The following is a 14,490-nucleotide window of genomic DNA, read 5'->3' as shown; positions in this document are numbered from 1 at the left end:
TCATTATGGCTTTAGATTTCTACGTCTATGGCGCTGGCACACAAATGCAAAAAGCATTGAACGCCGTTGCCACTTTTTTTACCACCAATACGTTCGGCTCTCTGGTCGAAATTGCACTGCAATTGGCGTTTGTGATTTCGGCGACGCTGTTCTTACTTTATCGAGACGCGAAACATGTGATGCGCTTCGCGGTCATATACCTCGCCATTCCAACGTTTCTCATCAGCATGAAAGCTACGGTACAAATCAACGACGCCCAAAACCCCATGACCACCTATTCCGTCGACAATGTTCCTTACATTGTGGCGATACCAGGATGGGCGGCAACCACCTTTATGCACGGTCTCACTGATGGCATTGAAACGGTTTTTAGTAGCACGGAGGACAAAAAGTACAGCACATCAGGGATGACTTTTGGCTCCAGTCTTTACACCTTATTGCGCAGTACCAACGCAGAGACCGTCCAGCTGCAAAAGTATTGGAAAGACTTCTTTCACAGTTGCATTTTAGGTGACATCCACATTAACCGTAAATACAGTATGCAAGACATTGTGCAAGCACCGAACTTACTCGACTTTCTCGCCGGTCAATCAATGTCCCCTATCCGCGGACTCTACGCCCCCGATGGCACTTACCAAACGTGCAGAGACGCGCTTCCTGACATCAATCAACATTTTGACAATGAAGCGAACGCCGCCTTTAGTAAATTGGGTTCGTACATCTTCGGTCGAGAAGCTGGACTTCCTACGGCGTTTCTCATCAATGCGGTGGAAAACAGTCACAGCGATTTGATTGGGGTCAGCAACAACGCCGTTGATATCCTCAAACAAAATATGGCCATCAACATGACTCGCTGGAATATTGAAAATAACCAGCGTGGGCTCGCTTCGAATTACGCTTACACCTCGAATCAAATGCAAACCACGACGATGTGGGCCAACATTGGTTTGCAAGCAAAAGAGTTCGTTCCCATGATGCACTCGATAGGGGTGATTTTGTTTGTTTGCTTTGGGGCGATTATTGTCATCATTGCACTGCTGCCTCACATGGCACTGCCTGTTCTTAAAAACTACATCGGCAGCTTTTTCTATCTGGCCACTTGGCCAATGATATTCACCATCCTCAATGCGATTATGATGTGGTTCTTAGAAGGGGCAACCAATGGAGCGACTCAAGGGTTACACGGCATCACCCTTTCGAACATGAATGGCATTGATTATGTCAACACACGTTACGCCTCCATTACCGGCTACTTAATGATGTCAACGCCTGCGATTGCCCTTGCCCTAACCAAAGGCGCAGCAGCGATGATGAGCAGCCTCAACTATCAATTGGCTGGCATGATAAACCAGACCAATGCGCGTACTTCGACCGCTGCCTCAACGGGTGACATTAGCCATGGCAACACTCAGATGCAGACCCATGCGTTTAACAACGTCAATGGCAATAAGTTTGATACGTCGACCTTACTCAAACAGCATGGTACGACCACACAAGGCTCTGACGGGATGCTCACCACTCAATACGGCGATAAAACCGTGTATGACACCTCCCCAACCGCCTCCAATTTCCAATGGAACGTCGCCACAAGCAGTCAATACAGTGAAGCGGTGCAAGACTTACACACGGGTGCTCAATCCAACCTCTCGACCCAACAAGCCGCATTAACACAAAGCGTACAAAGTGGCTCGCAACTGATGGCGGATTGGAAAGACACCGCATCGAGCAGCCAAAGTTACGGCTTAACCCACGGCCACGGGGCAACGGCCGCTGCGACGAAAGGTTTAGAGCAAGTGAGTCAAGCGACAGAGCAAGTAATGAGCGCAACAGGTTGGAGTCAGGATAAGGCGAGCGCGTATCTGCACTCTACTTACAATGGGTTTGATGGCAACTTTGGTGTGGGTACTGGCACGGCCCTTCCGGTTAATGCCGGTTTGAATGCCTCAACGGGTCAACGATGGACACAGGAAGACCGTGATACATTAAACAACACAACCAGCGAGCAACAAAGCCAAATCCAAACCGCTATCGAGTCCTACCGCTCTGGTGCCAACCAAACGATTGATGCAAGCAACCGCCTCACGGCTGACGAACGTAACTCAGACGTGGGCACCTATGCGACTGGCTTTACGGCAAACTTTGGTGAGACGCAAGGTTTGATGACCTCAACCACGAAGTCGCAACAGGAGGTCGATACGCTGAGTCAGGTCAACAGCCAAGAGCAGCGCCAAATGGCCAGTAAGACGGAAAAACTGGACAAGGAGTTTCAGGCATACGTTGAAGGACAATACGAAGATAGTGAGGGAGAGGCAACACGGATCCTTACGGGCGATGGAAATGATGCTCGTCAAGAACGTGCCAACTTATGGGAAAAATTTAAACAAACTGACAATTTCAAAGATTTTGTGTTGGCCAGCGTGCCTTCGCAAGAAACTCACCAAAGCAGCTTCAATGGCGTACCTACGCAAGCCGAGTGGCAAACGATGGTGGGTGAGCAATTCAAGGGCAAAGCATTAAGCAGCACCAGTGATACGATTTTAAATCAGCATGAACAACGCGGCGGGGTGGATGATTACTACAACGCTGACACACACACGACAATTGTGGGTGATGCACGTGACAGGTTTAACCAAACTGCGGATCACATTACGCCACCGAGCACACTGCAAGAGTCCGAAAGGCCTAAAAAAACCGACACTTAACAGCTTAAAATGTGGTTAACATTCACACAATCCAAATGACTTTTATAATTAATACTGGTAATATATACAGTTAAAAGATAAGGAGATAAACCATGAAAAAATGGATCGTATTGGGGTTAACCACATTGTGCTCATTTTCAAGCTTGGCGACAAACCCTTTCAGTGAGCTTTCAAGCAGTAAAGACAACCCCGCATCAATGAGCTACTACGTAGAGCATTATCAAAATACCGATAGCCAAGAATATAAATATTTATTAGCCACAGTACGCACCGCGGCAGATAGCATTAACTTCTACACTACTCGCTTAGATGCTCGTAACCAACGCATTGACTATTGTTTACCAATGTTAAATCCAGCAAATAGAGATACACTTCGGAGTTGGAAAACCAAAGACCTAATGGCACTGATGAACAATCGCATCGCGCACGATCCACGTATGAAAAAATACGGTAAATTCGGGATAGGTGGCAGTATCGCAAGCTATCTTGCGGCCGCTTTGAAGGAACAATACCCATGTCCGGTGCAAAAGCAGCTATAGCGCATTCGCTTTCAGCTTAACGATTTTCCATCCAATACGATGAAGTAAAGCGCTCCCTTCTCGCGCTCAATGCGCAGCTTGCTTCATCCCATTAACAACTAGCTGTGATCTAAGGTTACTTATGAGAAATTTAAAAGTCGCGTTCGGCATTATATCGCTTTTTTGGTGGTGGGGTTCATTTGAAGGGTTATCTACCATGAGTAATATAAAGTTCCTTAATTATGAGGCGGAATCTCTAACTATTGTTTTTATACTTTTGTCTCTTATATTAACATTTGTAATTTTAAGCGCTCTCGAACTTGAAGAGTTAAGTACCGTAAATGCTGGAATATTCTCTTCCCTTTCTGTTTTTTTATTGCTCTCATCTCAACTTCCATTAAGAGAATCGATTGAGCATGCAGGATTTACGTTCATCAGTTTTTCGTGCCTCTTACTTTCCGTTGCAGATCAAGAAGGTAATATTATTAACAGTCCCGTTTACGGATTAATCAACTTAAGTAATCTAGAAAGAGTTCGGCGTGTTTCAAGTGATGATTTTCATTACTTACACAATCATCACTTAAACCTAACTTCAAGTCACTCTATCTATGACGCTGTTAGTGGTCTTAATGAGCGCCTAGATCGATTTGATAATGATACACTTTTCCAAAACGTTAACTCACGTAATGCCTTTGATGAACTAGAATTACATGCGACAGATATGCATGAGGTAAATCCAGCAACCGGTCTTCCTTCATTTGAAGGTGTTGATGTCCTTGGTAATTCCTACGGCTCTGATTTCCTTAGTAATCATTCTGATGTTCATTCATCGACTTCTTTTAATAACCATATGTCAGCCTGTGGTGAAATAGATAACTCTAATATTTTATGTGGTACAGATCACTATTAAAAATGGAGATTAAATGACTACTTCTATAAATATTAATGGCATTAGCCACATCGTTTCCAGTATTGGTGTTCGCGTGGCAGCAGATAGTATTAACTTCTACACAACTCGCTTAGACGCTCGCAATCAACGGATTGATTATTGCTTACCAATGAAAGATCCCGCCAATCGCGAAACATTATGGGAATGGAAAACCAAAGAGCTAATGGCACTGATGAACAATCGCATCGAGCACGATCCACGTATAAAAAAATACGGTAAATTCGGGATAGGTGGCAGTATCGCAAGCTATCTTGCGGCCGCTTTGAAGGAACAATACCCATGTCCGGTACAAAAGCAGCTATAGCGCATTCGCTTTCAGCTTAATAACTTTCCATCCAATACGATGAAGTAAAGCGCTCCCTTCTCGCGCTCAATGCGCAGCTTGCTTCATCCCTTATCGCAATTTCAATTTATCTTCATTTTAAGCCTTGTCTCTGACAAGGCTTTTCTTGTTGGTTTCTACAAGGATATATATTTATGTCTACCACTCGTGGTGGTCAAATCACCTTCCATAACATTCGCATGTGGTGGCAGGTGAACGTGACCACAATTAAATACGTCAATATCGTGTCAGGGTTACTCGGCATTCTAACCACCTACTTAATCACCTCTTCCAACACCTTAACCGGTGCTTATTACTACACCCTGTTCTGGCTATTTAATAAACTCGGCTTCAGTTTAAAGCGCAACGTCGTGATTGAATGGGAAGGGCATCGTTACAGCAGCACCTTAGCTCAACAACTGCAAAACCCGACCCTCGCACAATCTCATCAAGAGTTCTTGCAAGCGCTGTTCGTTGGCCTATTGGTCTACGTCATTGCCTCCACAGTGTTGTTCATGTTTGTTAACCACTGGTTTAAAAAGAAAGGCGAAGAGCAGAGCGAAGATAATCACATTCGAGGCTTTAAACTGGCGGCACCCAAAGAGGTCACAGCAGAGCTAAAAAAGAAGAAAAAACTCTCCTCTTTTGCACTCGACGGCCACAAGCTTTTTGTTGATATGTTTGAGGTGAAACACCTCATGATTGACGGCACCACAGGCGCAGGTAAATCCGTAGCGATTCGTAAACTATTACGCTGGATACGTGCGCGCGGCGATAAAGCCATTATCTACGATAAAGGCTGTGATTTTGTCAGTAAGTTCTACGACCCACATAAGGACGTTATTTTAAACCCCTTCGATGAGCGCTGCGCTGCGTGGGATATTTGGAGTGACGCCAAAGAAGGCCCTGACTTTGAATCACTCGCGGCAGCTCTTATTCCGCAACACGGTGAAGGCGACCCGTTTTGGGTCGACTCGGCGCGAACCATTTTATCAGCCACGACTTATCAAATGATGCTCGATGACAAACACGAATGCACCATTGAAAACTTACTGCATATCATCTTAACTTCTGAGCTTGCCACGCTAGGCGAACACTTAAAAGGCACCGAAGCCAGTTCACTGGTCTCGAAAAGTATCGAGAAGACGGCGATATCCATTAAATCGGTACTGGCGACTTACATAAAGTCTCTGCGTTACTTACATGGTTTGGATGAAAAAGACGCGCAAGGCAATCGCAAACGTGCGCCATTTTCAATAACAGATTGGGTACAAGATGAATCACAGCAAGGATTCTTGTTCCTATCAAGCAACGCAAGGCAACACACAGCACTGAGACCACTTATCTCCATGTGGCTTGCGATTGCCTCCAATGCCATTTTAGGGATGGAGCCCGATGATGACCGCCGAATCTGGGTCATCATCGATGAGATGCCTACCTTACACAAACTGCCAGAGCTAACACATATCATTTCAGAGGTACGTAAATTTGGCGGGTGTTATTTACTGGGTTTGCAGTCCTACGCTCAATTAGAAACCACTTACGGACGTAACGCGGCTAGAGTGATTTTTGACTTACTCAATACGCGCTTTTTCTTTCGCGCTCCATCGAAAGCCATGGCGACTGTTTCATCCGACGACTTGGGTGAGCAAGAGATTGATATCTCAAGAGAGAACATTTCATACGGTGCAAACGCATTACGTGACGGTGTTTCACTCGGCCACCAAAACAAGACCCGTCCAGTGGTTTCTCCAGCAGAAATCCAAGGTTTAGATGATCTGGAATGCTACCTACGCACCCCAAACTCCATGCTCATCACAAAGCTGCAACTGAAATACGACCGCATGAGCAACATCCAACCCTCCTTCATCAAGCGCAGCATGCCTGGAGGGGAAGCAATGGAGAGTATCGACCAAGCCTTAATTTTTCATGAGCTTATTGCGTTGCATGAACTCGATGAAACCCAAAGAAACCGGATACTGGCTATTCAGCAAAGCACTTATGAAAACGAAGAGGAGCAACAACAGACCAGAGCAAGCCAAAAACAGACCGTTGCGAACACACCGAAAAAAGAAGCGCCGACTAACCACTCAACGCAAAACCGCCAACTCGCCGAAAATACGCAAAATGAACTACAGCGAGAAACCGAAGAGGCGTCCATAACACAAGCAGAAGCGGGTGAAATGTACGATTAGCCACACAAAAAGGAAATGTCGATGAACACCATCAAAAGCTATCTATCACTCTACCTATCCGCTCAATCACTAAAAAAAGCAGCTCAACTTTGGTGGACGTTATTCATAACACGCGCCTCTGTTGGTTGTTTGCTCCTCGCTGTCTTTTTTGTTCTCAATGGGAACATATTACAATACATCGAGATCATACTGCACATCATGGCCGATACCGCCAAGCTAGGCCCTGCTCCAGAAGGTATGATAAATATATCTCAGTGCATCAATGCCCCTACAACACCGATTTGCCCTCAATACATCGTACAAACCTTTCCTATTGAAGAAGCGGCGCAAATGACAATGCAGCATTCCGTGACTTTCATTTTGACGTTCTATTACTTAGCTGGAGCCTTACTTGGAAATGGCTTGTCACTCGCACGAGATTCATATCAAAATCTCGCGCCAAAGATCCGCTCTTTCATCAACAAACGAAAATACGTTCAGTTCGAGGAAGACGTAAATTGGTGCATCGCTCAAATGAACCACCGCTTTATTGATAGGCCTTATTGGGAAGAAACTACTACCGCGTATTTCACTCGCGGTAATAACATTGATGAGCAGTACTGGAAAAGCGTTAATCAAACCGCAACAAAACGACTCACCGATACGCCTGCAACGCTACCGTATGAAGAGGCGTATCGAGAGATCAATCGAATCGCCCTATTATCAATCAATATCATGGCAGGGGCTTTGCTTGATTGCCGTTATAACAAGGATATAAACAAAAAAGAGCTAGAAGATATATTGGAAATAACGCATGACCAACTCTCTGTCCGAGCGCCAAGTTCATTGTCAGAACATGATGCTATGTTAGAAGAAGTGCAGTCTTGTATTGACCATTTTTGCGAGTCCATTGGAGAGCCTTCTGCTGAATTTATCGATTACTCGGATAAATTAAATCAAATCCGACTTACTGACACAGAACAAGACTTCCCCAATAGCACGACAGTGAATGCGCTCATATCCAAGTTAGCCCCCCTACAAGACGCTCTGAATGCCAATATTATTCCCCATACAGCTTACCTTTCGATGATTCTAGGAAGGACTGGATGTGGAAATAACAACGTCGTTTACTTTGGTCATGCAATCAACGCGTTCTGTGCTGCCAGCAATTATTGCATGAAGAACCAAGTTCCCCTTCATGTTGTCGATATGATGCGCCCTAGCCTCATCAATGAAGAGCAAAAAGAACAAATCCTCTCTCGAACTCAGCGCCATGATCGCTACAGCCTGTTGTTTGAGCACGATGAATTAGACCAAATCAATAAAAGTATGGACACCCAAGAACCCGATACCTATGCCCTGCTCAACATTCTTGACCTAATCACTCAATATTCGATGGTCGATGAAAAGCAAAACATCCTCATCATCCAAAACTTCCATAAGAGCCAATACCCTAAGTGGTTCAATAACATCATTGTAGACATCACATGCTTTAATCGAGTTTGCTGGAGCAATATCATATTCACCGATTCGGGCTTTAAGTAACGTAAATAAGTCCTTTTTTTGACCTGACAACATAACCCAACATTCACTTCTCCACCAAAGTAGCCACCACTCTTCTTTCTGATACAATACCAGAGGGCGCTTAGACATATCTGTGTTTAAGCGTTTGCCAAACCGCAGATATGAAAAAGCCCCGTTAATCTTTAACAATCAACGAGGCCTTACCATGTTCGACAACTTGATAATAGCCTCTTACTTCATAGGAGGCAAGTTATGCCTAAGAAAACGGCCCTTGCGGCCTTGGTCGTGGTTTGTATCACGGCCGTCATTTTAACTGCGCTGTATAAAGGCTCGCTGTGCGACGTCCGATACAAAAGTGAGTTGAATGATCTCAGCATCAAACTTGCCTACGAAGTAAGATAAGGTTAAGCGGCAAGGGGCTTATCCCCCTTGTCGCCTCCTTTCTTGTTTGCCTGCTGGTTTCTAAGCGCCCCCATTAACACGCTCTCTACTTTGGTGATTTCCAACACAAGGAAAACACCCAATGATGTCCATCAGCCCGCTTAAATCTGCCTCAAACGCCTCCCAATACTACCTTGCCGAAGAAAATACCAAAGACCTCCCCGATACCGCCCTCGAAAAAGACACCAACGACAATTACTACCTCAAAGAGCAAACTCAAGGTGAAAACACCTTTTGGCATGGCAAGCTGGCAGAAGAAGCCGGATTGCTTGGCAAACCTGTTGACCAAAAAACGCTAGAATCCGTTTTGTCTGGCCACCTTGGCGACGAGACAATCAAAGGTAAGCGTGAGAATAGCCACCGTTCGGGTATTGATTTAACTTTTTCAGCGCCAAAATCTATCAGTACCTTAGCCTTAGTTGGTGGAGATACTAGACTTATCAAGGCGCATGATAAGGCGGTCAAACTTACCCTATCCCAAATAGAAAAAGACGTCGCTCAAGTCAAAGTCACTCACGAAAAAGGCGTTCAAGAATTTGAAAACACAGAGTCTATGGCTTTTGCAGTCGTGCGCCATAAAACCAGCCGCGAAAACGATCCACAACTCCACTCTCACGCCCTAGCGGCTAATATGACACGCGACAAAGAAGGGGAATTGCGAGCTTTAGCTTCAGCCATCAAACAAAAAGGCGGGGTCATCAATGGTAGTGGTGATCGCATTTACAACTTCCAAAAATACTACACCGCTCTTTATCAAAGTCAGCTTGCCAAAGCCAGTGAAGACATTGGTTATCAAATGCGAGGCATTGGTAATGGTCAATTTGATGTTGAAGGTGTGCCTCAAGTATTAAATGACGCCTTCTCTACCCGCAAACAGCAAATCGACCAACAAGCTTTAGATTTTGGTGACTCTCAAGCAGCAAGGGATACCGCAGCCCTTGATACACGCAAAACCAAAACCCATGAAAGTGATGCATCGCTCAATACTCGTTGGCAACAAACCGTGATAGATAAGGGCTTTAAACCCGAAGCGTTGGTTCAAAATGCGTTAAGCGTCGCCAAACGGGAGCACCAACCTGAACTTGTGGCAAAAGAAGCATTTCATCGCGCCGTCGAGCACCTTGGACAAACCAACACCGCTTTGAAGTTGGAAAAAGTGATTGAACTGGCGGCATCTGACTTTACTAAAGGTGGCGTACAAGCCAATGCGATTGACCTCAAAGTGGTGGCCGACCTTTGGGTAAAAGAAGGTACGCTCATCCCACTGGCAGAAAAAGGCCAATACACAACCAAAACGATGCTTGATAACGAAAAAGCTTTAATGGCTGTCACCAAAGGGCGCACCCATAACATGCGAACGCCCGTGGATGACAAGACGCTCGATAGATTAAACTTAAACCAAGGCAATCGTGAAAAGGTCGCGGGTATCTTTGAATCCACCAAACAGTTCCATGTGGTTAATGTGTTTGGCAGCAGTGAGCAAATCGCACAAAACCTACTGAACGTTGGCAACCATGCCGGTAAACGTGTTCATCTTATCTCGCAAAGCGCCAAAGATAAGCAGCTCCACAGCCAAACCATAGAGCGACAAAGCCACACCGTCGCTACATGGATAAAGCACCTATTTACCCCTGAGCAACGTCATTCCGTCCATAGCTTGCTTCACTCCGACGCACCCATGACCAACAAAGATGTGTTACTTGTTGATAGCGCCAACAAAATGAGCGCCAGTGAACTGCTTACATTAAGCGACAAAGCCAATGCGTCCGGCAGTAAACTGATATTGCTCAACAACACATCCAGTCGCCAAGGCTTCAAAGCTTATAACGCCATTGACCTATACAGTAAAGGTAATGTGATGTCTCACTCGTGGGTCAACAGTAAGCACAGTGACAGCAAAGTAACACTCCATGACGCCGACACAAACACATTAGCGAGAGCTTACACCGACTTATCCAATAAGGATGAGGCGCAAGTGTTGGCCACCTCTAACGTAGAGCAACGTCGATTGACTGATGCTATTCGCACCTCTCTGCAGAACGATGGACAACTCGCTCGAACGGGCATCACCGTGTTTACTCAGCAACCTCACTATTTATCGAAACCACAGCAAGAATTAGCACAGCATTACAAGCCAGGCATGACACTTCGCCATTGGGAAGATGGCAAACCACAAGAGTTGGTCGTATCGAAATCGGATAAGGCAGAAAACCGCGTCCATGTACTCGGTAAAGCCGACGGACAGGAATACACGCTCAATCCATCGTCACCAGAGTTTAAAGCGCTCAACATGCAAGTCTTTAAACCCGAAGCGCTGCAAGTCAATCAAGGTGAACGCATCACCACCACTGGCAAGCACTTCCCTTCGGGTTTAAATGCCAATGAGCGTTACATTGTCACGGATGTATCCAAAGAAGCTCTAACCATGATGGACACCCAAGGCGAATCAAAAACCTTACCAGTAGAAGCCCTTAAAGATGCGCCACTCAAATACGACTACGTGCAATCGGCCAGTCATATTGAACCAAGAGCGCACACTCTAATTTCAGGTAAAGCGTTTACGCTCTCTAAAGAGCTCTTTCACGACCTGACCGAAAAAAGCGCGCGCATCGATGTGTTTACCGATAACCCCGACAAGGCTCAGTCCACCCTTGAGAAAAGCGAAGTGAAACTCTCCGCCATTGAACAGGTCATGCATACGCAGCCCATCAATGACCGTTATCTATCAAGCGCCACTGAAACCACCCTCAAGAGCGACATCGAGCAAGCGCTCTCGATATTAAGCAAAGAGCAAAACACGCCTCTGCAAGAAAGAGCGGTCAACTTTGCACTGAGTCACCTCTCAGAGCGCGAAGCCGCCTTTACGCAAAAAGAACTGGTGGTCGAAGCCATTCGCTACGCCTTTGAAGACGCGAATCAACCTATCGTCAAAGAGCAAATCGAAACCGAACTTGCAAGTCGCAGTGATGCCCTGTCTGCCGAATACAGCGACGGCACACGTTGGACAACCCAAGCCGCTATCGATACCGAAAAACACATTTTACGGAACATTGATCAAGGCAAAAACCAACACACGCCCTTCGCCACTGAGCATCAGGTGTCACAATATCTGAATGCGCACCCTCGCTTAACCCAAGGGCAAGGAGACAGCATTAGCCTTATCTCAACCACCAAAGACAGCTTTGTGGCCGTGCAAGGTCTCGCTGGCACCGGTAAGTCCACCATGCTTGAATCCAACATTGAGTTGATTAAGCACACAGCTCAAGTAGGTAATAACCAACCTGATAGAGTGATTGGACTTGCACCGACTCACGCCGCCGTAGGTGAACTCGAAAGCAAAGGCGTACAAGCGCAAACCCTAGAAAGCTTACTGACCGACCTTAGACGTGGCATGACCTCACCAGAGGACTACAAGAATACCCTATTCTTCCTCGATGAGAGTTCCATGGTCAGCAACAGGCAAGCCAAAGAGCTAAGTGACCTTGTGTTGCAAAGCGGCTCCAAAGCCACACTCCTTGGTGATAAAGAGCAGCTTCTCTCACTCAGTGCTGGTAAACCGTTCGAGCTTGCCATGAGCCAAGGTCGCATCGATACCGCGTACATGACCGACATCATCCGTCAGCAAAACGAAACACTGCTTGGCGCCGTGCATAACATCGTTGATAAACAGCCAGACAGCGCCATCGATAAACTGACGAAACAAGGTCCCGACATACAAAATACCCAACATGTGGTCTCGACGCTCGATGAAAGCGCCAAGGACAAAGCCAAAGCGCAGCTTATTGCCACGGAAAAACTCCCCTACGCTGTGGCGCAAGACTACCTAACCCGTACCCCTGAAACGCGAGAGAACACCCTTATCATTGCTTACACCAACAATGAACGCGACCAAATCACCGAACACATTCGCGTTGGTTTGATGAAGGAAAATACCATCGGTAAGGAGAACGTCATTGCCACACGCCTTCGCTCAACCGGTAACAGCAAAGAGGAACTGTCTACCATGATGCCCTATCAAAAAGGACTCATCATCAGCACTAAGCCAGGGGAATACGGCACAATAACCAAAGTGGATTCTGAGCATGGCGTGGTCATGGTCGAAGACCAAGAAACTGGCATCGAGAAAGCGTTCTTGCCACGCAACAAAGACCACAAGTTCACCTCTTTGTTTGCGAAGTCAGAAAAACCGCTCTCTACTGGCGATAAAGTTATCACGCGCTTCACCGACAAAGCGCGTGGCATCAAAGCCAATATCGAGTACGAGATAACCAATGCCACACAGGAAAAAATCGCCGCCGAATCAAAAGATGGCCAAACACTCAATATCAACCCTGCACAGCTTAAAGATGGGCATTGGGACTATGCGTACACCAGAACCGCCGATATGGCGCAAGGGGCAACCTATCAAAACGTCATTACCGCCATCAAAGGGAAAGGCGCACTGACCAATCTAAGGCGTGCTTATATCGATTTAAGTCGAGCTAGCACACACGTCAAGCTCTTCACCGATAACCCAAAACAGATGATGAAAAGCTGGTTATCAAAAGAGGTCAATAAACACAGCGCTATTGAAACCCTCGACAATATTCCACAACAAAACACGACCTACTTTAATGATAAAGCCTTGCCTCATGAAGACGTGCGTTATCAAGATAAAAATGGAGACTTTAACTACAACCAATTTAAAGAGCACATCAACAAAGAGCTGCCGAAATACACCGAAAGCTTAGCCACTCATTTATTAGGAAAACCCAACCAATCAAAATCTGACCGCGACTATTTAACTTTTGGCATTGGCAATTCAGCCATTAAGGTATCTTTAACCGGTGAGCATCGTGGGTATTTTAAAGACTACACCACAGGTGAAAAAGGCTCACTGATTAACCTCGTGATGAGTCACAAGGAATTAACCTATAAAGAGGCCATGAAAGAAGCACACAATATGCTTAATGAGCCTGATAAATATCAACTAGAGGAAAACAACAAACACGATAAATTATTGCAGACCACACCACGGCATATTGCGAAATTTGAAGAAAGAGCCAAAGAATACGTGCAAACCAGTCAACCACTCACTGGAACCTTGGCAGAAACCTATCTCAACAAACAAGGGATTAAACACCCCCAAAGCGAACACGTTCTTTTTCATCAAGAGGTGTATTCATCGGAAGACAAAAGCTTTCACCCTGCGATGATAACCAACATCCACAATAAAGAAGGAGAAACCAAAGCGGTTGAAGTGACCTATTTAGATTTTGAAGGTAATAAAGACAGCACGCTCGACATAAACCCGAGAACATTAGGCACAAAATCCAAGCAAATGACCAACTTCCATCAAGGCAGTGATTTACACACGACCATTATTAGTACCTCAATCGAAAACTCATTTGCTATTAATCAAGCGCAGCAAGGGCAATATGATATTATTAACGTCAACCACAAGAATGACATTCAAAACATTTCAACCGATGAACTTCGCCAGCATGTGGTTATTGCATTAAGCCAAGGCAATACCGATTTAAACCCCAACAACATTGAAAAAATCATGGAGAACTTTGGTGGTCGAGATATTCAGTTTGTCGCACCAGAGAACTTACTGAATGAAATTCAATCGTGCATTGATAAATACCACCATCAAGGTCTCGATGAAAAACATGAATCACTTCAAGCCGAACCATCGATCGACAAATTCACCCAACCGAAAGAGGACGTCATTTCACAATATGGCAAAGAAAATGACAGTAAAGCATTGGAGCAGTTCGAACCAAAAGAAGCCTCGAAACAAAATGAGCTCGACTTTGATAATAAACAATACGACTCAATGGAACGAGAAATAGAGCGCGAACTAGAAAGATAGTAA

Annotated in this window: 8 protein-coding genes; all 8 read left to right on the top strand. The window is 45.5% G+C overall.

The window, feature by feature from the left end; translation table 11 throughout:
* Nucleotides 1-5 precede the first annotated feature (5 nt).
* Nucleotides 6-2,702: a conjugal transfer protein TraG N-terminal domain-containing protein gene (locus tag SJY39_RS08510; protein WP_390241745.1), complete on the top strand. Its 2,697-nt coding sequence runs from the start codon at nucleotides 6-8 to the stop codon at nucleotides 2,700-2,702.
* Nucleotides 2,703-2,794: 92 nt separating this feature from the next.
* Nucleotides 2,795-3,241, top strand: a complete 447-nt coding sequence (locus SJY39_RS08505; protein ID WP_390241743.1) for a hypothetical protein — start codon at nucleotides 2,795-2,797, stop codon at nucleotides 3,239-3,241.
* A 121-nt stretch (nucleotides 3,242-3,362) separates the two neighbouring features.
* Entirely contained in the window at nucleotides 3,363-4,130 is a 768-nt protein-coding gene (locus tag SJY39_RS08500) for a hypothetical protein (protein WP_390241741.1), read from the top strand.
* A 13-nt stretch (nucleotides 4,131-4,143) separates the two neighbouring features.
* On the top strand, nucleotides 4,144-4,473 hold the full coding sequence (locus SJY39_RS08495) for a hypothetical protein (protein ID WP_390241739.1): 330 nt from the start codon (nucleotides 4,144-4,146) through the stop codon (nucleotides 4,471-4,473).
* A 173-nt stretch (nucleotides 4,474-4,646) separates the two neighbouring features.
* The gene (traD, locus tag SJY39_RS08490) at nucleotides 4,647-6,686 is read left to right on the top strand and encodes a type IV conjugative transfer system coupling protein TraD (RefSeq protein ID WP_390241737.1); all 2,040 of its coding nucleotides are present in this window, start codon (nucleotides 4,647-4,649) and stop codon (nucleotides 6,684-6,686) included.
* A 21-nt stretch (nucleotides 6,687-6,707) separates the two neighbouring features.
* The gene (locus tag SJY39_RS08485; RefSeq protein WP_390241736.1) at nucleotides 6,708-8,210 is read left to right on the top strand and encodes a hypothetical protein; all 1,503 of its coding nucleotides are present in this window, start codon (nucleotides 6,708-6,710) and stop codon (nucleotides 8,208-8,210) included.
* Nucleotides 8,211-8,441: 231 nt separating this feature from the next.
* Nucleotides 8,442-8,591 carry a Hok/Gef family protein gene (locus SJY39_RS08480; protein ID WP_390241735.1) on the top strand — a complete coding sequence of 50 codons (150 nt, stop codon included), beginning with the start codon at nucleotides 8,442-8,444 and terminating at the stop codon, nucleotides 8,589-8,591.
* A 121-nt stretch (nucleotides 8,592-8,712) separates the two neighbouring features.
* Nucleotides 8,713-14,487 carry a conjugative transfer relaxase/helicase TraI gene (traI, locus tag SJY39_RS08475; RefSeq protein WP_372263882.1) on the top strand — a complete coding sequence of 1,925 codons (5,775 nt, stop codon included), beginning with the start codon at nucleotides 8,713-8,715 and terminating at the stop codon, nucleotides 14,485-14,487.
* Nucleotides 14,488-14,490 lie beyond the last annotated feature (3 nt).

Origin of the sequence: Vibrio sp. R78045 (assembly GCF_042466085.1) — a bacterium.
In the GTDB taxonomy this organism is placed as follows: domain Bacteria; phylum Pseudomonadota; class Gammaproteobacteria; order Enterobacterales; family Vibrionaceae; genus Vibrio; species Vibrio cyclitrophicus.
This window is presented reverse-complemented; position numbering and strand designations above follow the sequence as displayed.

Excerpts from the sequence above, each read along its gene's own strand:
- SJY39_RS08505 (WP_390241743.1), top strand. The coding sequence starts at position 2,795 with ATGAAAAAATGGATCGTATTGGGGTTAACCACATTGTGCTCATTTTCA.
- SJY39_RS08495 (WP_390241739.1), top strand. The coding sequence starts at position 4,144 with ATGACTACTTCTATAAATATTAATGGCATTAGCCACATCGTTTCCAGT.
- SJY39_RS08485 (WP_390241736.1), top strand. The coding sequence starts at position 6,708 with ATGAACACCATCAAAAGCTATCTATCACTCTACCTATCCGCTCAATCA.
- traI (WP_372263882.1), top strand. The coding sequence starts at position 8,713 with ATGATGTCCATCAGCCCGCTTAAATCTGCCTCAAACGCCTCCCAATAC.
- SJY39_RS08510 (WP_390241745.1), top strand. The coding sequence starts at position 6 with ATGGCTTTAGATTTCTACGTCTATGGCGCTGGCACACAAATGCAAAAA.
- traD (WP_390241737.1), top strand. The coding sequence starts at position 4,647 with ATGTCTACCACTCGTGGTGGTCAAATCACCTTCCATAACATTCGCATG.
- SJY39_RS08480 (WP_390241735.1), top strand. The coding sequence starts at position 8,442 with ATGCCTAAGAAAACGGCCCTTGCGGCCTTGGTCGTGGTTTGTATCACG.
- SJY39_RS08500 (WP_390241741.1), top strand. The coding sequence starts at position 3,363 with ATGAGAAATTTAAAAGTCGCGTTCGGCATTATATCGCTTTTTTGGTGG.